Annotated in this window: 28 protein-coding genes and 2 tRNA genes; 23 read left to right on the forward strand and 7 right to left on the reverse strand. The window is 32.8% G+C overall.

Going from position 1 to position 25,565, the window contains the following annotated elements; translation table 11 throughout:
- Window positions 1–77: 77 nt before the first annotated feature.
- The 3 genes from ACKI42_RS10955 to ACKI42_RS10965 form a co-directional block, all read right to left on the reverse strand.
- Window positions 78–821 carry a dienelactone hydrolase family protein gene (locus ACKI42_RS10955; RefSeq protein WP_407405351.1) on the reverse strand — a complete coding sequence of 248 codons (744 nt, stop codon included), beginning with the start codon at window positions 819–821 and terminating at the stop codon, window positions 78–80.
- A 10-nt stretch (window positions 822–831) separates the two neighbouring features.
- On the reverse strand, window positions 832–1,440 hold the full coding sequence (locus tag ACKI42_RS10960) for an HAD family hydrolase (RefSeq protein ID WP_407405353.1): 609 nt from the start codon (window positions 1,438–1,440) through the stop codon (window positions 832–834).
- 423 nt (window positions 1,441–1,863) lie between these two features.
- On the reverse strand, window positions 1,864–2,292 hold the full coding sequence (locus ACKI42_RS10965; RefSeq protein ID WP_407405355.1) for a type I restriction enzyme HsdR N-terminal domain-containing protein: 429 nt from the start codon (window positions 2,290–2,292) through the stop codon (window positions 1,864–1,866).
- A 9-nt stretch (window positions 2,293–2,301) separates the two neighbouring features.
- Here ACKI42_RS10965 and holA point away from each other — a divergent pair, with 9 nt between their 5' ends.
- From holA to ACKI42_RS11000, 7 genes are all read left to right on the forward strand, one after another.
- The gene (holA, locus tag ACKI42_RS10970) at window positions 2,302–3,339 is read left to right on the forward strand and encodes a DNA polymerase III subunit delta (RefSeq protein ID WP_407405357.1); all 1,038 of its coding nucleotides are present in this window, start codon (window positions 2,302–2,304) and stop codon (window positions 3,337–3,339) included.
- A gap of 128 nt (window positions 3,340–3,467) precedes the next feature.
- On the forward strand, window positions 3,468–4,412 hold the full coding sequence (gene trxB / locus ACKI42_RS10975) for a thioredoxin-disulfide reductase (protein WP_407405359.1): 945 nt from the start codon (window positions 3,468–3,470) through the stop codon (window positions 4,410–4,412).
- A 54-nt stretch (window positions 4,413–4,466) separates the two neighbouring features.
- A complete protein-coding gene (gene crcB / locus ACKI42_RS10980) occupies window positions 4,467–4,826 on the forward strand; it encodes a fluoride efflux transporter CrcB (RefSeq protein ID WP_407405361.1) in 360 nt (119 codons plus the stop codon).
- A 197-nt stretch (window positions 4,827–5,023) separates the two neighbouring features.
- A tRNA-Ser gene (locus ACKI42_RS10985) sits at window positions 5,024–5,108 on the forward strand.
- A gap of 128 nt (window positions 5,109–5,236) precedes the next feature.
- Window positions 5,237–5,794 (forward strand): hypothetical protein, encoded by a 558-nt coding sequence (locus ACKI42_RS10990; RefSeq protein ID WP_407405363.1) that lies wholly within the window; start codon window positions 5,237–5,239, stop codon window positions 5,792–5,794.
- A gap of 56 nt (window positions 5,795–5,850) precedes the next feature.
- Window positions 5,851–6,378, forward strand: a complete 528-nt coding sequence (locus ACKI42_RS10995; protein ID WP_407405365.1) for a hypothetical protein — start codon at window positions 5,851–5,853, stop codon at window positions 6,376–6,378.
- An 11-nt stretch (window positions 6,379–6,389) separates the two neighbouring features.
- On the forward strand, window positions 6,390–6,764 hold the full coding sequence (locus ACKI42_RS11000; RefSeq protein ID WP_407405367.1) for a hypothetical protein: 375 nt from the start codon (window positions 6,390–6,392) through the stop codon (window positions 6,762–6,764).
- Between the two features lie 337 nt (window positions 6,765–7,101).
- Here the strand turns inward: ACKI42_RS11000 and ACKI42_RS11005 are convergent, their stop codons facing one another.
- Both ACKI42_RS11005 and ACKI42_RS11010 read right to left on the reverse strand, forming a co-directional pair.
- A complete protein-coding gene (locus ACKI42_RS11005) occupies window positions 7,102–7,698 on the reverse strand; it encodes a Crp/Fnr family transcriptional regulator (RefSeq protein ID WP_407405369.1) in 597 nt (198 codons plus the stop codon).
- A gap of 614 nt (window positions 7,699–8,312) precedes the next feature.
- Window positions 8,313–8,540 carry a glutathione synthase gene (locus tag ACKI42_RS11010; protein WP_407405371.1) on the reverse strand — a complete coding sequence of 76 codons (228 nt, stop codon included), beginning with the start codon at window positions 8,538–8,540 and terminating at the stop codon, window positions 8,313–8,315.
- Between the two features lie 493 nt (window positions 8,541–9,033).
- On the opposite strand from ACKI42_RS11010, the gene ACKI42_RS11015 reads away from it, so the two are divergent.
- From ACKI42_RS11015 to ACKI42_RS11075, 13 genes are all read left to right on the forward strand, one after another.
- Window positions 9,034–9,213, forward strand: a complete 180-nt coding sequence (locus ACKI42_RS11015) for a hypothetical protein (RefSeq protein ID WP_407405373.1) — start codon at window positions 9,034–9,036, stop codon at window positions 9,211–9,213.
- A 30-nt stretch (window positions 9,214–9,243) separates the two neighbouring features.
- Window positions 9,244–9,561, forward strand: coding sequence for a hypothetical protein (locus tag ACKI42_RS11020; protein WP_407405375.1), 318 nt, complete (start codon window positions 9,244–9,246; stop codon window positions 9,559–9,561).
- 239 nt (window positions 9,562–9,800) lie between these two features.
- Complete coding sequence (locus ACKI42_RS11025) at window positions 9,801–10,010, forward strand: hypothetical protein (RefSeq protein ID WP_407405377.1); 210 nt, start codon at window positions 9,801–9,803, stop codon at window positions 10,008–10,010.
- A gap of 254 nt (window positions 10,011–10,264) precedes the next feature.
- Window positions 10,265–11,395 (forward strand): 1-acyl-sn-glycerol-3-phosphate acyltransferase, encoded by a 1,131-nt coding sequence (locus tag ACKI42_RS11030; protein WP_407405379.1) that lies wholly within the window; start codon window positions 10,265–10,267, stop codon window positions 11,393–11,395.
- A 443-nt stretch (window positions 11,396–11,838) separates the two neighbouring features.
- Window positions 11,839–12,147 (forward strand): hypothetical protein, encoded by a 309-nt coding sequence (locus tag ACKI42_RS11035; RefSeq protein ID WP_407405381.1) that lies wholly within the window; start codon window positions 11,839–11,841, stop codon window positions 12,145–12,147.
- On the forward strand, window positions 12,144–12,476 hold the full coding sequence (locus tag ACKI42_RS11040; RefSeq protein ID WP_407405383.1) for a hypothetical protein: 333 nt from the start codon (window positions 12,144–12,146) through the stop codon (window positions 12,474–12,476). The genes ACKI42_RS11035 and ACKI42_RS11040 overlap by 4 nt, the downstream gene beginning before the upstream one ends.
- Window positions 12,477–12,524: 48 nt before the next feature.
- Window positions 12,525–13,031, forward strand: coding sequence for a CinA family protein (locus tag ACKI42_RS11045; protein WP_407405385.1), 507 nt, complete (start codon window positions 12,525–12,527; stop codon window positions 13,029–13,031).
- A gap of 4 nt (window positions 13,032–13,035) precedes the next feature.
- Window positions 13,036–13,191 (forward strand): hypothetical protein, encoded by a 156-nt coding sequence (locus ACKI42_RS11050; protein ID WP_407405387.1) that lies wholly within the window; start codon window positions 13,036–13,038, stop codon window positions 13,189–13,191.
- Window positions 13,192–13,382: 191 nt separating this feature from the next.
- Window positions 13,383–13,643, forward strand: a complete 261-nt coding sequence (locus ACKI42_RS11055) for a SemiSWEET transporter (protein WP_407405389.1) — start codon at window positions 13,383–13,385, stop codon at window positions 13,641–13,643.
- A 175-nt stretch (window positions 13,644–13,818) separates the two neighbouring features.
- Window positions 13,819–15,321 carry an ankyrin repeat domain-containing protein gene (locus tag ACKI42_RS11060; protein ID WP_407405391.1) on the forward strand — a complete coding sequence of 501 codons (1,503 nt, stop codon included), beginning with the start codon at window positions 13,819–13,821 and terminating at the stop codon, window positions 15,319–15,321.
- Between the two features lie 4 nt (window positions 15,322–15,325).
- Window positions 15,326–15,820, forward strand: coding sequence for a DUF2271 domain-containing protein (locus tag ACKI42_RS11065; protein WP_407405393.1), 495 nt, complete (start codon window positions 15,326–15,328; stop codon window positions 15,818–15,820).
- 5 nt (window positions 15,821–15,825) lie between these two features.
- Complete coding sequence (locus tag ACKI42_RS11070) at window positions 15,826–18,024, forward strand: PepSY domain-containing protein (protein WP_407405395.1); 2,199 nt, start codon at window positions 15,826–15,828, stop codon at window positions 18,022–18,024.
- On the forward strand, window positions 18,015–19,013 hold the full coding sequence (locus ACKI42_RS11075) for an FAD:protein FMN transferase (protein ID WP_407405397.1): 999 nt from the start codon (window positions 18,015–18,017) through the stop codon (window positions 19,011–19,013). Before ACKI42_RS11070 ends, ACKI42_RS11075 begins: the two co-directional genes overlap by 10 nt.
- A gap of 76 nt (window positions 19,014–19,089) precedes the next feature.
- Here ACKI42_RS11075 and ACKI42_RS11080 read toward each other — a convergent pair.
- Window positions 19,090–19,174 (reverse strand) — tRNA-Ser (locus ACKI42_RS11080).
- Between the two features lie 212 nt (window positions 19,175–19,386).
- On the opposite strand from ACKI42_RS11080, the gene ACKI42_RS11085 reads away from it, so the two are divergent.
- Window positions 19,387–20,259: an HAEPLYID family protein gene (locus tag ACKI42_RS11085; RefSeq protein WP_407405399.1), complete on the forward strand. Its 873-nt coding sequence runs from the start codon at window positions 19,387–19,389 to the stop codon at window positions 20,257–20,259.
- A gap of 378 nt (window positions 20,260–20,637) precedes the next feature.
- Here the strand turns inward: ACKI42_RS11085 and ACKI42_RS11090 are convergent, their stop codons facing one another.
- Entirely contained in the window at window positions 20,638–23,991 is a 3,354-nt protein-coding gene (locus tag ACKI42_RS11090; protein ID WP_407405401.1) for a TM0106 family RecB-like putative nuclease, read from the reverse strand.
- Between the two features lie 330 nt (window positions 23,992–24,321).
- Here ACKI42_RS11090 and ACKI42_RS11095 point away from each other — a divergent pair, with 330 nt between their 5' ends.
- Both ACKI42_RS11095 and ACKI42_RS11100 read left to right on the forward strand, forming a co-directional pair.
- On the forward strand, window positions 24,322–24,831 hold the full coding sequence (locus tag ACKI42_RS11095; RefSeq protein ID WP_407405403.1) for a hypothetical protein: 510 nt from the start codon (window positions 24,322–24,324) through the stop codon (window positions 24,829–24,831).
- Between the two features lie 74 nt (window positions 24,832–24,905).
- Window positions 24,906–25,562: an MgtC/SapB family protein gene (locus tag ACKI42_RS11100; RefSeq protein ID WP_407405405.1), complete on the forward strand. Its 657-nt coding sequence runs from the start codon at window positions 24,906–24,908 to the stop codon at window positions 25,560–25,562.
- The last annotated feature ends 3 nt before the right edge of the window (window positions 25,563–25,565 follow it).

The following is a 25,565-nucleotide window of genomic DNA, read 5'->3' on the forward strand; positions in this document are numbered from 1 at the left end:
AAAGGAATATTTAATTACTTTAGAAGAATCAAAATAGAAAAAAAAAGCTGAAGATCTGTTACAATATACAGCTTTTTTTACTTCAAAATTTCTTTTAAGAAAAGTAAAGTATGGTGCCAAGCCCTTTTTGCCATGGTACTATTATAATCTGGAGATTCTGGATTGGTGAAGGTATGTTTAGATTGTGCGTAGGTGATTATTTGCCAATCTGCCTTTCCTTCATTCAATTCTTTCACAAGATTTTGGTAATCTTCTGGAGAAACACTTTCGTCGTCCGCAGGATGTTCTACAAGTACCTTTGCACTAATAGCTTCATTTGCTCTCGACTGATCTTTTGCCAATCCGCCATGTATGGAAACTACTCCTGCTACGTCCATATTTACTCTAGAAGCTTCCAATGCACCTGTTCCGCCAAAACAAAATCCTATCACAGCTATTTTATTGGCAATTGCTCCCTTTTTTTTGAGTTCTTCTAAGGCTAGCTTTATTCTTTTTTGATAAGCAGCGTAATTTTGTTTGTAAAATCCTGCAGATTCCGCCGCTGAAGCGTTATCAGTAGGTACATTTCCTTCGCCATATATATCTGCAATCAGCGCAATATAACCTTCGTTTTTCAATTGTAAGGCAGTGGTTTTTGCTTCATTATCTATGCCTTTCCAAGCGGGAAGTATCAATACGCCAGGAAGGGGTCTTTTATCTGTAGAAGTTATAAGTCCATTCAGCTTTTGTGCTCCGTCATAGTAGGTAACTTCATATAATTTTTGACTCTTTAAAGAACCAGAAAATAAAGCAATAGCAGATAAGGTGATCAATTCTTTCATTAAATTTATTTTAAATATTAATTCCAAAAGTAGAAAGTTCGGCTTTTAAATCGGAATCGGGGTTGATTTTTATCGTTTTGAACCCTAATTGACCTGCAACTTCAATATTTTTCGGATTATCGTCGATAAATACTGATTCTTTTGCCACAAGATTATATCTCTGCAAAAGGATATGCCAAATTTTTGGATCTGGCTTCTTTATTTTTTCTATCCCTGAAACTACGATTTTATTGTTAAATATTTCAAAAAAACTATAATGCTCCAAAGCATATGGAAATGTTTCCGAAGACCAATTAGTGAGACCAAACAATTCATATTGAGTTGTACTAAGCTTTCTCAGAATTTCTACATTTTCTTCTATTTCTCCTTTCAGCATCACGGACCAATTATCATAGAAGGCTCGAATCTGCTTTTCCCAATCTGGAAATTGATCAATAAGAATTTGAGTTCCATCTTCTAATGTTCTTCCGGCATCTTGCTCTTCGTTCCATTGTGAGGTAGCAATATTTTGAAGGAAATACTCCATCTTTTCATCATTTTGAAAGTAGTTTTTGTAAAAATAGCGTGGATCCCAATCCATTAATACGCCGCCAAAATCGAAAATGATATTTTTTATCATGATTTTATTTGTTTAAATTTTTTAGAAAGAATAATGTAAATTATTGTGAAGGCTAACAAAATGTGAAGATAATGAGAATGGCAGAGAAATTCGGTATAATTAATCTTAAAATTACTCAAAGAAATCAAAATTAAAATTTGAGCACCATAGTTTATAAAACCAAAAAAATACCATGCGATGATATCAAATATTTAGGCACTTGTTTTTGGTTATAGTCAATATTTATCGGTAATTTTTTTAGCTATTTTACCATAAATCAAATAAGAAATAGTTATATTATCGATACAAAGATTGATAATACCCACCAAATCTACAATACCCAATAAAGCTGATTTTTTGAATGAAATTACACTATTTTATTCTTTTCATAATCTATTGGATTCCGCCTGCATTTATCACTTGCTGATCTACTACTTTATTAAATTATTGTCTTACAAACTGATAAGCATTATCTATAAAATCTGCATAAATATGTTGTATACCGTTGGTTAGAACTATTTGTGTAGCTTCAATTACAGAATTATATCGAGCCGTTTGCTCAAATGTCTTTTGCGTTAAAGAAATATGAGGCGCTTTGCATTCAATCAAAATAATGGGCTTTGTTTTTTCGGTTACCAGAAGATCAATTCTTTTTGTGAGACCATTCAAAACTATTTTTTTTTCAGTTATTAAAGCTGAGGTTGCGTAAGATTTAACGGTGATATAGTGGTGAACCCAATGTTGTCTTACCCATTCTTCGGGCGTTAGCAAAAGGTAAGTTTTACGAATAAGATCATAAATAAATAACTTATCTTTGTCTCTCTTGAATTTAAAATCAAAATTGTCCTGAAAATTAAGTTTTGGAAGTTCCATTAGTAGAAGATGAAAGAATTAAATGTAATCCTCAAAAGTATTAAAAATAAAGAAGTTTTACCGATTTATTTTTTTCATGGCGACGAGTCTTTTTTTATTGATGTCGCAGTAAAAGCCCTTGAATACAACTTTCTAGAGGAAGACGAAAAAGCCTTCAACCAAACCGTAACGTACGGAAAAGATACTACCTACCAAGATATTTTATCTTTGGCAAGGCAATATCCTATGATGGGTGATAAGCAAATAATTATTGTTAAAGAAGCGCAAGATCTAAAATTAGGAGACGATGAAAGTCTTGCTTTAGAAACTTATATTAATAATCCTGTTCCATCTACCGTTCTTGTATTTGCGCATAAAAATAAAAAACTGGATAGTAGAAAAAAGGTAACCAAAGCTCTAGAAAAAGCAAATGCTCTATTTTTGAGTGAATCTATTAAAGATTATAATTTGCCTAAATGGATTTCAGATGAACTTCAAAGGCTAAAAATAAAAACTTCACCAAGCATTCCAACACTTTTAGCAGAGTATTTGGGCAATGATCTTTCAAGGATTTCTAATGAGTTGAGTAAGCTTAAAATGATTTTAAAACCAGAAGAAATTTTAGACGGAAAATTAGTAGAAACTCACATCGGAATCAGCAAAGAGTACAATGTATTCGAGCTTCAAAAGGCATTAGGAAACAAAAATATCAATACCGCGCTCAAAATAGCTCATTATATGGGCAAAAATCCGAAAAACAATCCTTTTGTGATGTTGATGGCAAGTTTGTACTCTTATTTTTCTAATATCATTTTGTATCATACTGTTTCTCATTTGCCTTCACAAGCAATAGCAACACAGTTGGGTGTGTCTCCTTACTTTATTAAAGATTATGCCGAAGCAGCAAGCAGATATCCTTTAAAACATGCTACTCGTGTAATTTCTATTCTTAGAGAATTTGATATGAAAGGAAAAGGCTTGGGAGCGAGCAATATAGAAGATGCCGAGTTGATAAAGGAATTGGTCTACAAAATAATCCACGTAGACCAAATAAAAACGAAAATCTGATTATTTATGATGCCGATTGAATTTGATGATGCCTATAATTGATAACTATCATTAAATTTTTTTCGTATCAACCGTATTTTTTACGAAATTAGCCTTCTAGAAATTGAAATATTTTTGAAAAACGTATTATGGAGCAAAACATTTTAGATTGTGTAATCGTAGGATCTGGTCCTTCTGGCTTTACAGCCGCTATATATGCTGCTAGAGCAGACCTAAAACCAGAATTATACACAGGATTGGAGCCGGGCGGACAGCTCACTACTACTACTGAGGTAGATAATTTTCCTGGGTATCCTGAAGGAATTACGGGTCCAGAAATGATGATGGATTTGCAAAAGCAAGCAGAAAGATTCGATACTAAAGTTCATTATGAGATGATCACCAAAGTTGAATTTTCTACTGAAGTTGGTGGTATTCATAAATTATATGCAGGGAACAAAGAGATTTTTGCTAAGACGGTAATTATCTCTACAGGTGCTACTGCAAAATATCTTGGCTTAGATGACGAAAAAAAATACAATGGGGGAGGAGTTTCTGCGTGTGCTACTTGCGACGGATTTTTCTACAGAGGAAAAGATGTTGTAGTGGTAGGTGCTGGTGATACTGCTGCCGAAGAAGCTACTTACCTTGCCAAATTGGTAAATAAAGTAACCATGTTGGTAAGAAAAGGAGAATTTAAGGCTTCAAAAGCTATGGTACACCGAGTAAATAATACACCAAACATAGAAGTTAAATTTCACCACGAATTAATTGGTATAGAAGGTGAAAACAATTTGGTAGAAAGAGCCGTAACGATCAATAACCAAACGCAAGAGACTTCTAAAATAGATGTACATGGTATCTTTATCGCAATTGGTCACAAACCCAATACAGATGTGTTTGCAGGTCAAATAACATTAGACGAAAACGGATATATAGAAACTGAGAAAGGATCTTCTAGAACCAATCTTCCTGGTGTTTTTGCAGCTGGAGATGTACAAGATCATATCTACAGACAAGCTATTACCGCAGCGGGGAGTGGATGTATGGCAGCAATGGACGCTGAAAAGTATTTAGCAGAATTGCACTCATAAAACTGTAAAAAAATAGAGAGCGCACCTTCATTTGGTGCGCTTCTTTTTATTTAAATGAAAAATCTATTACTAATCTTTTTGGGTGGTGGTGTAGGTAGTGTAGCTCGCTATATACTCTCAACGTACACTCAAAAATTTTGGACAATTGGAACCATTCCTTTAGGTACATTTATTGTCAATGTGATAGGATGTTTCCTAATAGGGTATATCACTTCATCATTCATTAAGGTAGATCACTATCTTAAGTTTCTTTTAATCACCGGATTTTGCGGTGGTTTTACTACTTTTTCTACCTTCTCTGTAGAGAACTATCATTTGTGGCAAACCCAAAATTATATTACTTTATTTTCTTATTTATTTCTAAGCGTGTTTTTAGGTTTTCTCGCTGTTTCCTTAGGGATGAAATTTGGGTAGTTATTATTCACTTTTGTAATCATCGGATGTGATAGTGACTTATAAGAATATAATATATCAAAATTTTTCTCTCACAAAATCAGTACGTTATTTATTTAATCGCTAAGATCTGCAAATTTATTTTTAAAATATTTTGGAGTATAACAAAAAGTATTTATATTTGCACCACTGAAAACAACGGTATATTCGTCGTTTAAGGAGAGATGGCAGAGTGGTCGATTGCGATAGTCTTGAAAACTATTGACTGTAACAGGTCCGGGGGTTCGAATCCCTCTCTCTCCGCAAGTTGAGAAACTAATTAAACCTTCAAATTATTTTGAAGGTTTTTTTTGTGCCATAATTTTGCATACCTATTTTCTTTTCCTTATAAAAATATTTTTGTAATTTACATCTCGTATTAAACTCCAAACATGCAAATACTTTACGCAGCAAGAGGAACTTATGACGAATTCACTAATGATGAGTTCGGATGGAAACAGTATAAAGAATGGTCTAGATTACCTCAGCTTGATGAATTAGTTTCGTTAGATGGCATGTTGAACGAAGATTTAGTAGAGCCAGATTATAATAGCGCTTACGATTGGGAAAATATTCATGTTTCAGGCAATATTCAAACAGGATTTTATCATTCAGTAGACTTTGTTTTACAAAAGATGGTAAAACGAGATCAATTTAATTTTTTAGCAGTAATTATTGAACCTACACAAGATTGTTCTTATCATTATTTTGAAGGATTTGAATGGATGGGCTACGATTTATTAGATCAATATTTTTCAATCAGTGCACTTACGAATTGTGGAGGTTTTGATGAGTCTTTCTTGCCTTCTGAACTTAATCATAACGGTTTATTATCAGATTTTAATCGAGCAAAAGAGGTTCAAGCAGATTTATTTACGAATAACCCCAATGAAGATCATGCTAATACCCATTGTATCGCTGTCTGGCGTAACAAAGATATTGGTAGGTAGTTCAAAATTATAATGGTTATTTTAGTGCATTATTAAAAGTTAAATTTTTAATAAATATGATCATAAAAGCCGAAATAATCAATCAACCATTATCTGGAGATATGCAAGAGCGCATTTTCCATTTTGATAGTGAATGGAATTCTCATAATTGGACTTTTGTGAAATTTTATAGAGATGATGGATTAGTATGGTGTGGACATTTCCGAGGATCTCCCAATTGTGTAGAGGTTTCACTAACTTACCAAACTGTCATCGTACTTACCAGCGATTATCTTATTCAAATCGATTCAAATACAGAAGAAATTATCGAAATAGAGGATTCGTTTCAATATCGGAATTTAACACTTGCTCCCGATGAGAGTTTGATCATCGCCGATTATATGAATGTAGAAAAATTTACAAATAATATCAAACAAAAAACATTAATAGAGAGTCCAATTGAAATGGATTTTATTGAATTTAAAAAGTGGAATGAGAATAAGTTGGAATTTACTTGTCAGGAATTTGTCTATTGGGAAAAGAATTATCTAATGACTTATGATTATAAATCCAATCTTATAGAAATAAAAAAGTTAATAAAATAAAGCCCACCTTAGTGTTTTCAAATAAAGGAATTATCGAATTTTTATTTGGTTTAAAAGTAAATAAAACTGCGAATTTGATTATTAATGGAATTATTCTAATCTTCACAATACTATGCTTTTTGTTGATACCAAAATACGCCAATAAAAAACATAAAAAAGCAAACGAAAATTGGAAAAATGAACAATTTTCCGGAATTGTTGATAGCTTGTCACGCGATCTCAGAAATCACGCAGTTACAACTTTGTATTTTAAAAATGGAAAAAATCGTTCTAGTCTGTCTCAGCATTATTTTTATTCTATAAAAAAAAATGATTCGGTTTTTAAAGTTTCAGGTACAGATTCTATTTATTTAAAAAGAAATAATATAATTCTAAAATTTAGATAAAATGTATTTTCAGATTTCTAATTTCTGCATATCGAAGGTAGTGTTGGTAATAAGCTAATTATATGCTTTTGAGTTTGTGGATTATCGAAAATATGTAGTTGTAAATCTACAACGAATTTTAATTTAGCCAAAATTTTATAATCGAAAAATCCCTCTCAGAAGAGAAGCATAAAACACAAATGATGAAAAAATTATTAACGCACTAAAACGTTTCAATTAGGAAAAATATAAGGATGTATTTTATATTATTATATCGTTATGAATCATATACCGATCATTATTTTAGTACTATAAAGAAAAGAAAAGATAGTTTGGCAATTGGAGTTTGTATAAGAAATTAGTACATTATTTTTCTATTTTCTATACGCAAAAGCTTTTGTCTTTCCATTTTTTTTATAGTTCTGATGGTTGTTTCTATGCATAATCCCGTAAGTGAAGCAAGTTGCTGACGAGTAAGAGGGATCTCAAAGGTAAAAGGAGATTGATTATCTTGCTCTTGCTTCATGAGCTGCATTACTTCATTTTGTCTTTCGGATGCGCTGTGGCATGAGACCGATTTTATCAAGATATATTTTTTGTACAATCGCTCTGATAAAGCCTTGCATAACATCAGGTACAATTGTGGCTGGAGTTCTAGTAGTTTATAAAAACTTGTTTTGCTAAGTTTCAGCAAGCTACATTCTGTCAAGGCACGTGCGTTCATAGGATAAGCTTTTTCCGTAAATAGTAAAGACTCTCCTATACTATCATCTGTAGAAAGTATATTTTGAATAAACTCTTTACCATCGCTATGGTAATTATTTAGTTTTATTTCACCCGTAAGAATTTGGTAATAAAACTGGGGAGTTCCATTTTCTCTAAATATATAATCTCCAGCATTGTATTTCTCTAAGACAGCTCCTATTTCATAAAGATGATTTTTGTTTATTGGCATATTAAATATAGTATGGGGGATTAAAATTATTTCTTGTTTAATTTTTCACTTAATCATCTTTTAGATTTCACATCACAAGTAAAGATAATTGCGGGATATTCCCAACTTACTATCTAAAATCTGAGATTAAATTGAGTTTGTATTTTTTTTATTACAACTATCTTTTTTTCATAAATCAGACTAGATATCCGAATAGTAAATCGATAATTATCACTATTATAGTATGACAAATATACTTTAATAACTTAATATTTAACTAATAAAATTAAGTATATACAATTATTATTAATTAATAGTAAACAATAACATAATATAATTGTTATATTTTTATTATCAATAAAGAAGATAAAACTTAGGCAAATTAAAACCAAAAAACGGTGGAGACATTACAACTAATTATTATTCTTTGAATAGTAATAGCTATTTTAATTATTTTTATGATATCCTTTCCTTAACTATACTTGTATTTTTTGTGAAAAAAATATATTATCCTTATCCAATTTCTGCTGCGTTTACGGTTAATTTATCAATTATTGTGACCTTTATTTCTTTTTCATGTTGGGTCAATTGAAACCAAAAAAAGCGGAAACCATTATGATTTTCACTTTTTTCTTCTACTTTTCAAACAATAATCTGCCATTAGTAGGCTCAGAAAAACAGATCAAAATTTTATCGTCATGACGTCTAATTGGGACGAGTACCACTTGGTATTTTCCTTCTTCATCTAAGGTTTCTACAATTAGATTACTTCCCATACCCACCTGGTCTTGTGTGTATTCTACTTGGTAATCGTCAAAATCGCCTTTTACAAAGTCTTCTTTTTTAAAATCTATAATTGCCATAATATGTTTTTTTAAATATACACTAGGTAAATGTCTTATCCAAAATGCTTTGTATATAGAATCTAAGATAAAAAATAAATATCAATCTGACTGCTATTTTGCGCTATATAATTTGAGGGGTATAAAACCGCTAATAGGAAATTAAAAAGAGGAATTCGAAACTTTTTTCGTGCTTTAAGCCCCTAGTCATAAATATTGGATAAGTCACCATTTTAACTTTGAAGGGAAGACCACCACAAGGAGTGCTTTATAGTATAGTGAATCAATCTAAAAATGAGATTAAATAATTGATATTTCTATTATACCTCAGATTCCATTTATGATAAATTAAAATCAAAAAGATAAATTCTCAATTGAAAATAATATCAAAGCACCATTTTTTCAAACACCCGGCAAAATAACTTGTGATATTGTAGATGACCTTACAATACAATATCCTAATGATCTTATCCTGAAAGTAACTGCTACAGCTATATATGGTAGCGACTTACATATGTATTCTGGAAATATACCACAACCTAGGCCTGTGGTAATGGGCCATGAATTCATGGGAGCCAATATCAATCATCTACAAGTAGAAGATCGAGTAGTTGTACCCTTCCCTATATCTTGTGGAGGATGTTTCTTCAGCAAGCATGATCTTCCATCGGGATGTTCTCACTCCAACCCATAAAATGGACTTATTACTGAAAATGGTGGTGGAATGTTCAGATGTACAGATTTATATGGAGGCCAAGCACAATACGTAAGATTTCCTTATGCAAATTTTGGATCTAGATATGTATCATATTCATTATCAAATGAGCAAGTGCTTTTCCTCACAGATATTTTCCCTACAGGTTATACAGTAGTAATGTGGGCAAATCTGATAGGAGGTTATACAGTAGCGATATTTGGTGCGGGTCCCGTAGGATCTAAGGTTGCTAAAAGTGCTTATTTGCATCATGCTAAAAGAGTAATTGTAATTGGTACCCAACAATATCGACTAGACCGAATTATCCAAACTTACAGGTTGCGATAATATCCTATGGAAAGTCGCACAGCAAACTGTAGAGCAAATACGTGATCTTACTGCTGGACGCAGGTAAGATGTTTACATTGATGCAGTAAGGTTTGACCAGATAGAGATCTTATAGACAGAGCAAAGGCTGTGGTCAATTTTGAAAAAGGGTCTGTAAAGGTACTCGAAGCCTGTATGAGTGCTGCCAGAAGAGATGGTTTTGTTTCAATACTGGGCGTTAACCCCATCAATTACGATAATTGTTTGACAAAGGGCTTACCATAAGGGTAAGACAATCAACCGTGCATCCTATTGTAGATCTATTACTACATATTGTAGAAAGTGGTCAAGTAAAACTTGATGATATTATTACCCATCGTTTTGCTTTAGATGAGGTAGCTAAAGGATATGAAATTTTTCATGAGTGGGAGGATGGAAGTGTAAAAGTAGTTTTAGATCCATGGAAATAATTAAACCTATGATTTAACTAAAGACCTTTCAATAGAGAGTCTTTTTCTATCGAATAATCTCCTATGTAAGATTTAAATTTAGCAATAAATTAATTTAAAAACAAAATTAAAAATAAATCTAGAAAGAATAAAAGTGTATTGTTGCACTTGAAATAGTCCAAAATGATCTTTGAAAAACCCTCTTCTTTTTAAATTGCACCTATAACCTCAAAAATTTTTTGTTCTTTTGCAAATTGTTTTAATAGTAGAATTGTATGTTGAAGTTTGATGAAATTAGATCTTATAATGATGATGAAGTAAATGAAGCTTTATGTAGTATCGCTAAGCACCCGATGATGAAGGCCCTGATGGGCTTTACCTTCCCAAATATGGAGGAAAAAATATGGCAAGAAAACATGACCAAAGTGGATACTATTACAGATTTTCAAACGAATTTTATATCTCATACAATTCGTCAGATTTTAGAGAGAAGCTCTGAAGGGATTACAACTTCAGGATTTGAAAAATTAGACAAGAATACGGCTTACCTTTATATTTCCAATCATAGAGATATTGTTTTGGATACTTGTTTACTCAATTTGGTATTGCTAGAACAGGGTCTTGTGATGACTTCTTCTGCCATTGGCGACAATTTGGTGCAAAAAAAATTCTTGCATGTTTTAGCAAAACTCAACCGAAATTTTCTAGTGCAACGTGGTTTATCTCTACGAGATCAGCTTACTAGTTCTAAAACGATGTCAGAGTATATAAAGAAGCTTCTTCACAAAGACAGTAGATCGGTTTGGATTGCGCAGCGTGAAGGTCGCACAAAAGATGGTAACGATGCTACCCAGCAGGGTGTTCTAAAGATGTTGGCAATGGCGGGAGATGATGTTCCTTTATTAGATTATCTTAGATCCTTAAAGATTGTTCCAATCTCAATTTCTTACGAATACGATCCTACAGACGCATTGAAAATGCCTCAAATATTGGCTAAAGAAAGAGATGAGGTATATGTGAAGGATAAAGATGAAGACTTTACCAATATGATGAGTGGCGTATTGGGACAAAAAAAACACATCCATATCCATGCAGGTGATGTATTAGATACACAACTTGATGGTATTGCAGTGCTTAACGATAATAAAAATAAGCAGATACAAGGCGTTGCGCAACTCATTGATTATTCGGTTTTCAAAAATTACAAATTGTGGCCTACTAATTATATCGCTTATGATTTGCTTTTTGCAGGAGATCAATTTTCTATTTATTATACAGAGAAAGAAAAAGATTTGTTTCTACGACGTCTAGAGCTTCGAATCAATCAGTCGGATGAAAGTTCTGTAAAACACTTCTTGGCAATGTACGCTAATCCGGTGGTCAATCATCTTTCTTTTTGTGAGTAGCATTTATTAGCTCCATTACTTTTGCTTACATTTTAAATAGCTTTTTTTTTCTCTTTTTCTTGCGTGATGGATTCCTTTCTCATCATTTGTACTCCCATTTTTATCTTGGATGTAGTACGATTTCATGTTTCTTTAAAACCTTTCAAAATATCATCCATCTAATTGTTAATAATAGGCGGCAGTGCTTTATTTTATTACTGTTTTCACCTTTTTATGATTATAGTCATAAAAGCATGATTTACTATTTTTTAGATTTGAATAAAAGTAAATGATAATGGATTATGAATAAAATTATCTGATAATTCATATCTATATTCAGGATACATTTTCACAAATAATTGTTGTTGGTTAAAGACTAAAAAGTCAAAGTTTAGCAATCATTGTGTATAATATTATGCAACGATTTTTAGCTACTATTTAACATTAAAATTAAATAATACTTTATGGATAGATTAGAAAATAAAATCATTGAATTATTGAATAAAAATGAATTTCAAAAAATCAATAATCACTTTCAAATATTTGATTGCGAATCTCAAATTTATGCTAAAGAAATCAAGAAAAACATTTTTTTGTTATTTATAATAAAAGTAGCAGAACATGTTGAAAAAGCAAAGGCTATTATTGCCCAATTCGATTCCCCAGAAAATATAGGTGTTAAGGATCCCGTGCAAATTTTGTTTCATCTTTCTATCAAAGAAAAAAAAGATCTTATGTATTTGGATCAATATTTAAAAGTTTCCCAATTATGAAACTGCAAGATCCTTCACAAAGTAGATATTGGTTGCTGCATACAGCCAATTTTTTAGAGATCGACCTAAGGTATCAGCATCGATCAAATTACTATGTCTTTTCTTCATTTATTGGTAAATATATTCATAGAATAAAGACCAATATAAAATGCGACAAAATAAAAAAGATAGTTGAGGAGTACATTAGATCACATGATATGGCGATGATCAATTTTTACTACACAAATGTGAAACACGAAAATATGATAGCAACAGTTTCCAAAAATTCTTATTACAAAGTTTTGAAAGAAGAAAAATTATTACAAAAAATTTTGAAGATTTTTGAATAATCGAGATAAGAGCTTTTTAATTAAAATTTAACGATTAAAATTCGAAGTATGAAGTTTCCAGAAAATACACTACAATACATAAGTGAATCCTTGAGATGTGTGAAAGAAACCATTTCTGTTGCAGAAAGTGTAAGCGCTGGTTTGCTACAATTTGCATTTTCGCAAATGCCTTGTGCGAGCGAGTTTTTTAAGGGTGGAATGACCACATACGGTTTGCCAGAAAAGACAAAATTTTTGACTGTAGATAGAGTAGAAGCTGAAAATAACGATTGCGTTACACAAAATATAGCAAATACCATGGCTTTGAATGTTGCTCAGTTATTTGAAATAGATTGGTCTATAGGAATCATAGGCTATGCAACAGCCGTTAAAGAATCTGGGGATAAAATATATTGTTATTTCTCAATTGCTTACAAAAATCAAATTGTAGTTGCCAAATCTATTGAGCTACATCCCAAAACAGTGGCTAAAGATGCACAGCAATTTTATGTTGAGTTTATCCTAGGTTGCCTAAAAACTGAAATAAGTCATCTAATGTTGTGTCAAAAAGTTTAATGCCATGCAAAAAACAAGATTGCCCAATGCTACAGCCGTTTTGGTTTTAGGAATTTCATCCATATCCCAATGTTGCTGTTATGCTATTCCTGGTATCGCTACTAGAATTATTGCTCTTATCATCTACCGAAAAGATAAAATTTTGTACAACAATAATTAGAAATCTTATTACATTATAAGTACGCTCAATACAGGGAAAAACTTAAGTATTGTTGGTCTTGTAATGAGTGGACTTTATCTCTTGTACATTATTTTTATCGTCACAAATATCAATTCGGGTGCTTTGATGAATCTTACATTAGTTCAAGAATATTTTTAAGGGTAAATTTTAGATTAACAAAAAACAAAACAATGGATGCCAACACATTAGGAACCATCGCAGGAATATGTACTTCGGTTGAATCAATTCCTCAACTTATAAAAATATTCAAAACCAAAAACGTAGACGATCTTTCTTGGTTGATGATTGTTGTGCTAATTACCGGACTTTCTTTGTGGGTTTGGTATGGAATAGAAAAAAAAGAATTGCCCATTATTTATTCTAATGGTTTCTCACTTCTTATCAATATCAGTTTGCTCATCTGTTATTTGCTTTATAGAAATATAAAGTGATTTTACATAAATTTTATTTAATGGTCATACTCTAGTAAGTGCATGATATATCTTATGTTTTACCAAATGTACATTTATCACAATTTTCATTGGTAGTAGAGAAAATATTATTTAATTTTGCTATTTAGAATTATTTTAAATAAAATTAAGATTTCGAACTCTTACGAATTATCATATGAAAAAGACGTTATTAGCTATAGTAGTTCTAGTAGGAACCATGTTGGGAAAAGCACAAACCAACTCACTAATAGAAGCAGGCTTCTGGAAGGGAAAACCTACGATTGGCATGGTGCAAGAAGAAATAACAAAAGGGAATAGCCCATCACAGCAAAATGGCGGTTTTTTTGATCCCGTTGTGATGGCTATTAATAACAAAGCCTCTACGGAAGTAATAAAATATCTGGTAGAGCAAAAGGGGAATAGCGTAGACAAAAAAACGCATCATTCTAGAACGTATCTGCAATGGGCTGCTGCTTCAGGTAATCTAGAGTTGGTAGATTATCTCTTGGCAAAAGGATCGGACGTTAATTATAAAGACAGCCATGGTTCTGATGTTGCAGCGTATGCTGCAGAAGCAGGAAACAAAAACACAGAGGTTTTTGATGCCCTTTTCAAAGCAGGTGCCACCCCTAAAGCTAAACACGAAGACGGTGCAACTCTGATGATGCTTAGTATTGCACATGATGAAGATTTAAAATTAACCGACTATTTTATTTCTAAAGGATTATCCCTAAAAGATAAAGACGATTTGGGAAGAACATTAGCTGACTATGGAGCTAAACTAGGAAACCTTAAGATTATTGAGAAATTAGCAACTAAAGGGGTTACACCAACAGACCAAGCTTTATTTTTTGCAACCAAAGGTTCTCGGATGAAATCAAACGGTGTTGAGGTTTATCAGGCTTTGATTGATTTGTATAAACTAAATCCAAAAACTTTAAATGCAAACGGACAAACTCTACTTCATGTTTTGGCAGGCAAACCTAATGCTGAGGTAACTAATTTCTTTTTGGCCACAGGTGTTGATGTAAGTATAGTAGATAAAGAAGGCAATACTGTACTAATGAATGCTGCGGCTGGTAAAGATGTTGCTATTGTACAAACTCTTTTATCAAAAGCTAAAAACATCAATTCTATCAACGAAAAAGGAGAATCGGCGCTTACTAAAGCGATAGCTTCGGGCACGTCGGATATTGTTTCTTTATTAATAAAAAATGGTGCAGATACAAGAATACTAGATAAAAACGGAAACAATTTGGCGTATTATTGGTTAGGGTCTTTCAAACCTTCGGGTCCAGGAAGACCTGGGCTAGCGCCACAAGCTGATAGTAAAGATTTTGATGATAAACTTGAGTTGTTAAAAACTTCTGGTTTGGATGTAAAAGCTCCACAAAAGAACGGTAATACACTTTTGCATTTGTCTGTAGATAAAAATAATTTAGATCTCATGAAAAAAGCGGCAGAACTAGGCGTTAACGTTAATGCACAAGATTCTGAAGGGAATACAGCGTTGCACAAAGCTGCTCTTACAGCTAAAGACGATAAAGTTTTAAAAACATTAGTCGCACTCGGTATCAAGAAAGATCTAAAAACAGAATTTGGAGAAACGGCTTACGATTTGGCGAAAGAAAATGAGTTTCTTAGCAAAAATAATATATCAGTAGAATTTTTGAAATAATATAATGATGAAGAACAATTGGAAATTATTGGTTTTAAGCTTGTTTGCGGTTTTATTTTCGGCAACAGCTTTTGCTCAAACTACCAAGTACAAATGCATGGTACAGATGAACAGCTATTCGGGTAAGGAGGCTTATGTAGTTGTTTCTTTAATGAATCCTAAAGGACAATACGAAGAAACTCTTGCTGTACTTGGCTCGGATAACGAGTGGTACAAAACTCTGAAAGAATGGGATAAGTTTCAAGCTAAAAAGAAACAAAAACTCAACGGAATTACGGGAGCTTCTGTTGCTGGTGGAGCACGTGCTACAAAATTGTTAGAATTTAATACCGCAAAATTAGAAAAAGGATATAAAATTAGGTTTGAATCTGCTGTAGAAACTCAAAAATATTTTACAAAAGATGCTGAGGTTACTTTGTCTGCTGCTGCTCTGGATAATAGAGAAGGAGCCAAAGGAACGGGTTACATCAAGCAGGTAAGATTCATCAAAGTTCAGTAGAAAAAATGACACTATCAATTTGGAGATTTGCTCATTTAGCTTTGGCTACAATATCGGCATCTTTCCTTCTAATTCTATCATTAACGGGCGTAGTATTGGCTATACATGCGGTACAAGAAAAATCTCCTAGTTATAAAGTAGAACATTTTAAAGATTTATCTCTCGCGCAAGTAATTCCTACTTTGCGCGAGAATTATTTTGAAATATTAGAAGTGAAGGTAGATCACAACGATTTTGTGACGATTGATGCACTAGATGAAGACGGAAAATCTATAAAGGCGTATATTGACCCAAGGACGGGGAAAGAGTTGGGAAAAATTGTTCCCAAAAGTGATTTTATCGAGTGGACAACCGCGCTGCATCGTTCTTTATTTCTAAAAGAAACCGGTAGAGCAATAGTTGGAGTTGTATCATTTTTGTTATTTTTAATTACATTGAGTGGTTTAATTTTAATTATTAAACGCCAGCAAGGTATTAAACATTTTTTTGCTAAAGTAAATAAAGACTTCTTTGCGCAATATTTTCATGTGGTTACAGGAAGGTGGCTTCTTATTCCTATCTTAACAATTGCCATTTCTGGAACACTGCTTTTTGCTTTGCGTTTAGATTTTGTAAAGGTGAAGAATACTGAGATTAAGCATGAGAGCAAAACAGACGAAACTATAGGTAAAGAAATAAAAGATATCGATTTTTTTAAAAACACCAAACTCTATAAGGTTGAGCGTATTGAGTTCCCATTTGTACCCGACGATCCGGCAGAACCATTTATCATTCATTTAAGAGATAAAACTATTTCTGTGAACCAAATTAACGGTGATTTATTGTCAGAAAGTCGATTTTCTTATACTGCTGCTTTAGAGAAGTTTAGTCTCGATTTGCACACGGGCAGAACCAACATCCTTTGGGCAATTATTTTAGGGTTAGCCTCACTAAATATTGTTTTTTTTATCTATTCAGGATTTGTAATTACTTTTAGACGTACAAAAACCAAAATTAAGAATAAAATTAAGCCACAGGATGCCGAAATTATCCTATTGGTAGGTTCGGAAAACGGGACAACGCTCTTTTTTGCTAATAAAGTACACAAGCAACTATTGTCCGAAGGCAAAAAGTCTTTTTTAGCGGAGATGAATCAGTATCAAACATACAATAAGGCTAAGCATTTGATTGTTTTCACATCAACCTACGGTTTAGGCGAAGCTCCGAGCAATGCTACTCGTTTTGTAGACTTGGTAAATAAATTTCCTCAATCGCAAAATGTTGATTTTTCTGTGGTTGGATTTGGTTCTAGAGCGTATGAAGAGTTTTGTGCGTATGCTTCTCAAGTAGATGAGGTGTTGCAGAAGCAATCTTGGGCAAACAGAATTGTAGATGTTCATAGGGTGAATGATCGTTCTACAGATGAATTTGTTACATGGGCACAAGCTTGGAGCGAAAAAACACTTCATGCATTACCAACTGCACCCGCTGTATATGGCTTTAAGATTCCCAATCTTCAAAAATTTGTTGTGACAAAGAAAACTGCAATTTCAGAAGACAATAGTACATTTATTGTGACGCTACAAACAAAAGGTAAAAATGATTTTTCGTCAGGAGATTTACTAGCGGTTTATCCAGCAAATGATCACAAAGAAAGGTTCTATTCTATTGGTAAAGTGAATAATCAAATACAACTAGTGGTCAAATTGTTTCCGAATGGTTTCGGCTCAGGATATCTTAACGGCTTGACTATTGGAGATACGATTTCTGCTAGGATAATGAAGAATCCTAATTTCCATTTACCTTTAGAAACAAAAAAGGTCGCTATGATTGCGAACGGAACGGGTATTGCGCCTTTTCTTGGGATGATAGAGAGTAATGTTGATAAAAAGGAAATCCATCTTTATACGGGCTTTAGAAACGAGAATTCGCTTATTGCTACTTATAAAGCATTTGCCGAACGTATGAGTGATAAGAATCAATTAAAAACCATTCATTTTGCTTTTTCTAGAGAAGAGAGAAAACAATATGTGATGGATCTTATTGAGAGAGATGCTGAATTTTTTGCTAAATTGCTTAAAGAAAGCGGAACAATCATGATATGTGGTTCTCTGAATATGCAAAAGGACGTTGAGATAAAACTAAATACGATTACTGAGAAACTCAACAATCAAAGTTTAGATCATTATTTTAAAAACAAACAAATACGAACAGATTGTTATTAAAAAATAAAAATACAGATTATAAAAACAGAACGACTTACCTTGTTCTGTTTTTTCTCTTTATGGCTACCAACCTTTTTAGCCAATCATCAGTAATGGTAGAGAGAAAACTCGTCCTTATGGGCTCTATATTTCATATTACGATTGTAGATAAAGACAGCGCCAACGCTAATCATAATATAAATAAAACAATTGCTGAGATAACAAGAATAGAGAATCTAATTTCAGAATGGCGAGAAGAAACACAGATTTCAGAAGTTAATAGAAATGCAGGCATTAAACCTGTAAAAGTTGATCGAGAAGTTTTCGACCTTACTAAACGCGCATTGTACTATTCTAACGAGTCTAATGGTGTTTTTGATATAAGTACCGCTTCTATGGATAAAGTGTGGTTTTTTGATGGCTCTATGACCGTAATGCCGAGTAAAGCAACCATTAGTCAATCGATTAAGAAGGTGAATTACAAAAATATCATCCTAGATAGTAAAGCGTGTACTATTTATCTTACCCAAAAAGGAATGAAGATTGGCTTTGGATCTATAGGTAAAGGATATGCAGCAGATAAAGGGAGAGAACTTATGATTGGCAATGGAGTAGTAGCCGGTATTGTGAATGCATCTGGCGATATTGCAACTTGGGGAAAACAACCTAATGGAAAACCTTGGGCAATTGGGATTAATAATCCTTTTTCTAATCGTGGTATCGCAAATGTTCTCAAATTAGAAGATTCTGCTGTAGCAACTTCTGGAAGTTATGAAAAGTATGCAGAAATCAACGGAGTACGTTATTCTCATATTATTAATCCAAAGACAGGCTATCCAGCTTCTGGACTTACAAGTGTTACCATCTACGGACCTTCTGCAGAGTTTTCTAATTTTCTTAGTACTTCTATTATGGTTCTTGGTAAAGATGAGGGAAGAAAGTTGGCAAAGAAATATCCAGACTATCAATTTCTATTGATTACTGATGCAGGACATGTATTGAGAAGATAGAGTGAACCTTCATTTAATTTTAAACATAAAAAAACCTTCAAAATAATTTGAAGGTTTTTTTATGTTTCTCAACTTGCGGAGAGAGAGGGATTCGAACCCCCGGACCTGTTACAGTCAATAGTTTTCAAGACTATCGCAATCGACCACTCTGCCATCTCTCCTTAAACGCCGATTATATCGTTGTTTTCAGTGGTGCAAATATAGGCACTTTTTATTATTCTCCAAATTTTTTTAAAAGAAATTATTTTAATTTTATTTAAAACCTTTATTCTGAGTGAAATAAATTTCAATATTATTTTTACTTCGTAATTTGAAATTGTATAAGTTCATAGCAAACGTGCATAAATATTCATATTCATTTTTCAAAATAATTTTGAAACTGGTTTTAAATTCCAAATTCTTTCCTAAATCTGTGGATAGTTTTGCCATAGATTTTTACATGATGATAAAACAATTATTCTATTTTTCAATTTTTATGCTCAGTTTTGGATTAAAAGCACAAGAAAGTCCAAAGAAAATTTTACCAAAAGTAGACCACGCAGAACCGATTTATATAGATCTAATGAGAGATCTTGGAGCTAGGAAGGGAGAAGCCGAATTTAATCTAGGTTTTGGAATTGCCAATTTTGATAATTATAAAGAATATAATGGTTTTGTAGAATACGAATGGGCAGTAGCAGATCGGTTGGGATTAGAAGTTGAGGTTCCCTTTCGAATAGAACAAGCTAAAGGAAACAACACAGCATCGGTTCCTGATAACTCCATAGAAGGCATAAAACTAGCTACACAATATACTTTTTTGGTGTCTGAGAAAACACAAACTTCCTTAGCCGTAGGATATATTCATGAATTTGAACTCAATTCCTTTAAAGCACTCCAAGATAATGGTAAAATGTTTACTGGTATGAAACTGAATCCGATTTTTGTAGCTGCGAAAAAATTTAATCGTTTTAATACTCTGATTTACGCTGGTCCCATTATCGAAAGACATTTTAATGCGAAGCGTACGGATGTCATGGGCGCCGTGAACACTTCCATACTTTATGTATTACCCAATAGTAAAAACTTTATCGGTTTTGAAAATAATATAGAATTCAACAACCACGAATTTCATGATGTTTTAAGACCGCAAATCAAGTTGGCTCTTCAACAAAATCTCGCCGTTGGTTTGGTTACCGGAATACCTTTAACCCACGGAAATAATATGAAGCTGGATGTCTTGACCCGAATTATCTGGGAACCTTAAGGAGAAAAAGCAAACCTCATCACTATTTAGGTGAGGTTTTTTTATTTTAAAAAGATTCAATAAAATCAATCTCAATAATTGGTTCGTTAATTAATTTAATATAAAAAAACAAAAAAAACCACATACTCGAACGTCTCAGCTGAGGTTCAAAGTTTTTCTCAATTTTAAATATCTGAATTAAACCATAGTCTTTTGTCCCTTTTGCGGTTAAAACAAGATAAAAATCCACCTAGGAAATCTCAGATTTGCAAACCTACATGTGCTCTTTTTCAAAAACAGAATTTATCTCATGTGACGTATGTGTTAAAATGTTCACATTTATTTACCTCTTTTTTTAATTTAAAAAACACTGTTGCAAGATTCTCAGATGAGGTTTATTTAAATCATTTTACATAATTCAATATATCTACAAAAAGGATTTGCAAGTTTTATTTCTTCGGGTGATTTGCAATTGGGAGAAAATAATTTCGGACTACCTACCAACACAAATGCAATCTTTGCTCTAGAAACAGCTACATTAAATCTGTTGGGACTGTACAAGAAATCCATGCCACGAGGCGCGTCCTCAGGTGTAGAACTCGCCATACTATAGATTACAATCGGTGCTTCTTGTCCTTGAAACTTATCTACAGTTCCTATTTCGTAGTTTGGAAGCCTTTTTTGCAACTCGAAAACATTGCTGTTGTACGGTGTAATGATTTTGATATCATTAGGAGTTACAAGATGTTTTTTATCTTCTTTATCTACCCAAAAGACATCGCCTTTGGTTAGATCCTTTACCAAATTTTCTATGTAATCTATTTCTTCCATTGCCACATTGGTATTTCCGCTATGCGAGATGGATTTGTAGAAAAGTCCTGAACCAACAAGTGCTGTATTTCCTTTTATTTTTTGGTTTTTTAATTGATCAACGGCGAGCAATTTCCCTTCATAAAACATTTCAGAATCGAAAAGGCAAATGTCAGGATGCATTCTCCAAGTTTTTTCCAAGAAAATACCTCTATTTTTTGGAATTGTTTTTTCACTCTTCAGAAGATGTTCCAGCGCAGAAACTTCTGTTCCTTCAGGATGAATGCCTTGTATCGGTTGCTTTAATTGTTGATGATCGCCTAGAAATATTAGATTTTTTGCAGCGTGCGACACTACCACAGTTTCTATTAAGGCAAATTGTCCGGCTTCATCCACAAACAAATAATCTACGGCATCTCTCAAACTTTCGTGACACCACATAAAACTTGTGCCCGCAATAATTTGATAATTGGGAAGCAGATGTACGATTTCAGCAGTATTCTTCGGAGAATCCCAAAATGTATCTTGATCATCTCTTGCACTATTTTTATATAAAATTTTTACTTCAAGATTATTTTCTTCTGCAACTTCCTTCGCCTTCTTAAGCAAATTGATAATGACCTTGTGACTAAGTGCTGTAACGCCGATTTTTTTTCCACTTGTAAGCAAATTATAGATCATATGACTTGCCGTATAGCTTTTTCCTGCACCAGGCGGACCTTGTATAGGAAGATAGCTAGAATTCAGTTTTAGTGACCAATCAATTGCTTTTTCTACCGTATTCTCTGTGTCTATTACGGTTGCAATGGTATTAGGATTTTCATTTAATAATAAATCTCTTGCAACTTTGTAATCTGGCAAATCGTTGTAAAATCCATTTTCAACAATCCATTCAGTAAACTGTACCAAATTTTCAATTTTATCTTTGGTTAAAAAGCGCTCAAATTTGATAATAGATTCTGGATGATTATCCTTTATTTTTGGTCCTTTTTTTAGTTTTAAAGTATTGTGATATTCGTCAATTTCATAGATTTCTCCAATGCTATTACCATCCTGATCCTTCACTTGCAAGCCTGCCTTAAGATCAGTTTCCTGATTGGGGAAAGAGTAGGTGTCTATAATACTTCTTTTGAAATCTTCTCTTTCGCCAGTATATCGCAGATAAGTCAGTGTAGTTTTTTCGTCCAGCATTTCGTCCATTGGAAGTGCCAAAATTCTAAAATATTCCCACCAAAACGATTTTTCTTCTCTTCTATACCAATCTAGTAAATTAGCCAAAAGATATCTAGCTTCCTGATGATTATTCCTTTCAAATTTTTCCATAGGAATTCCTTCCATTAAAGCTTCAAAAATAGGTTCTATGCGAGAAAGATGTTCAGAAACAGATTCTGGCTCTTCGGCAATTTCAACAATCGGTCTTGGTATTTCTTCACCCAAAGCTATTAGTTGAGTTCTATTGTCTTCCAACCAATTTTGAAGATTTTTTAGCGAAAAACATTCTTCTTTGTTAAATTCTACAATTGGATTTTGTAAAACGGCGGTAATGAGTTCGTGCTTTTTTGTTTCTAAAATAAATTTGTAATCAGATTGATGAATAGCAACCTCTCTTATATCTTGATTTCTATTAAATTGATAGAAAACTTCTAATTCTCGTAAAGTGTATTTTTCAATTCCTGCTCTTATGGATTGTTTTACGATTTGAGATAAATTAATTAAACTTTCACAACGCAGCAATTGATCAATCTCGGCTTCTTTTGTTACATATTTTCCCATCAATCTTTTGAGCGCAGTACTTTCTGATGCAGAATAATGATAAACATGAAGAGTAGGAAATTGCATTCTTTTTTCAAAAATAAAATCAACCAAATGCTCAAAGGATTGTTTTTCTTCATTGGCATTTTGAATCCAAATGTGTTGGTATTCTCCTTGAAAAAGCCAACCCATCAGGTATTCTATTCCGTTAGGTTCTACCAAAGGATCACTTTCAAATTTAATATAAATGTCACCTTCTGAAGGTTCTGGAAGTTTGTAAAAACCAAATTGTTTTTTTCTTTCGATTTGTTCAAAAATGGGTTGATGATGATCTCTGTATTCCTTTTGAAGACGCGCTTGCTCTCTTAGTTTGATGTAAGTTTCTTTAGACCCTTTTGATGGTTTAAAAGGCAATGGTAAAGGTGTTGTAGCCATTTGCTCTAAGGTTTTTATACCATGAGAAATTACTTCCTTAGTTTGAGAATTTCCCATGCCAGCCACAAAGCTCAAATGATCATCTTTTCGCCTTTTATCATTACAATGATTCCACCAATTGCAAATATCACAATGGGCGCAGAATTCTGGGTAAGTAGCATCGTTATAATCAATAGCAGTTTTTAGCCTGTTTTTAATTAATCTTAAATAAGAAATATAATCCGAAACACGATATTTTATTTGAGTTTCTGGATTTTTAACGTGCATTTTCTGAGGCAAAACTCCCTGTATTTCTGCTAACATCTCCGAGTACAGAGCAATTTGTAAAATAGTTCCAGCTCTAGTATTTGCAGAAAGTTTTGAATCCAATACTTCATAAGACCAATTTCCCAAATCACTTTTAGTTTCTACCTTAACAAGAAAATCGCACCAACCTTGCCATTCTGGGTCTTCTAGTCGAGCCTGATAAATATAGTCGTAACCACTTTTCATAGCTTCCAAAGTTAGAGATTGTGCATTTTTATCTTGAGCATTTATTTCAAAAACTGTAAATCCTGCTTTTTTTAAAGATTCTAAATATTCTTTTTCAAATTTCAAACCTCTTTCTCTCATCAATTCTAAAGTTCTGCTGCTAGAAAATGGCTTTTGCAGATTTGCTTCTATTGCTTCATGATTCAGATGCGTAAGATGCGTACAATGAATATGATTGGAAAGATCTGAAGCTGAAAATTGTAGGGATTCTATGGTTTTTCTCATATTTGGTTTTTAATATTTCCTTTATTGACGGTTGCTTGCTAATGATATAACAAAATTACAAAATAGAGGATAGGATTTAATAGTGAGTTTTATTTTATTTTTAAAAAGAAAAATTTGGTGTAAAATTAACAGTGTTATGATTAATCAAGAATATTTTTAATTATTAATTTGTAATGTCTAAAATACACTACAATGCTTATTTTAAAGGATTCTTTAATGATTTTGAGGTTAGATGATCACATTTTAATAAAAAATATATTTTTTTTTTATAATTGGTATACTATTTTCATACTATATTGCGTTTACAAAATAATAAACAATTAATACATTATGAAAAAAATGCTATTTGTAGCTTCAGCACTTTTATTGACTGTAGCTTTCTCTTGCAAAAAAGAACAAAACACAACTATAACTACTGACGGTAAGGATACTTTGGCAGTTACTTCTACAACTACAGAAACAACTATCGGTTTAACGGAAACTGAAGCTAAAGTGAAGGTTGACCAGGCTCAAGCTGATCTTGATGCAGCAATAAAGAAAGGTGATAAGGCAGCTCAAGAGGCAGCTCAAAAGACTTTGGATGACGCTAAAACTGCATGGCAAGGAGCTAAAGATGCAGCTGCAGCTACTGCACAAGACGTTAAAAATGGAGTAAATAATGCAGCTGAGAAAACCGATGCAGCAGTAAAAGACGCTAAGCAAGACGTAAAAGAGGCAGCTAAAGACACTAAAGATGCAGTGAACAAAGCAGCAGAAGATACTAAGGATGCTACTAAGAAAGCAGCTTCTGATGTTAAAGATGCTTATAACAATACATTAGAGAAGGCAAAAGCTAAATAAGCTTTCTTTATAAAATAAATTAAGGACGCTTATTGATAGGCGTCCTTTTTATTTACACAAAATCTTATTACGATATGAATGATTTTAATCAATTTTTTCATTACTCAGATTTCCTAAAAGCAGGTGCTGCACTTTTGTCTGGACTTATTCTAGGATATGAAAGAGAATTGAAAGATAAATCTGCCGGCTTGAAAACCATCTCTATTATTTCTCTTGGTTCAGCCTTATATGCAATACTATCACAGAATCTAAGGGGTGAGGGTGATAACTATGCTATTGCAGCAGGCATTATTAGTGGAATAGGATTTTTGGGTGCTGGTGTTATTTTCAAAGAAGGATTTAGTATCTATGGACTCACAACAGCAGGAGTAATCTGGGTTTCTGCGGCAATTGGGATGTCCATAGGCTTTGGTGAGTTTTATATTGCAGGTGTATTTCTGCTCTCTACTATGGTGGTTATCTATGCAACACAATGGTTTGGGAAGCATGTTGTACCCAATAACTTAACCAAAAATATTATTGTAGTAGTAGATAAAGATTATGCAGAAAGTAGACACGATATTATTGATGAGATAGAAAAATTGACTAGATATCAAACGGTAACTAAGATTGAAAGGATCGAAGATGAAAACCTAAGAATCAATTTAGATATTTATTTAAACGAAAAAGGAATTAAACCATTGGAAGACTACCTTATTAAAAATAAGAAAATTATATTGTTTAGCGTATAACAC

The sequence above is a fragment of the Chryseobacterium sp. genome (assembly GCF_045629545.1).
Taxonomy (GTDB): domain Bacteria; phylum Bacteroidota; class Bacteroidia; order Flavobacteriales; family Weeksellaceae; genus Chryseobacterium.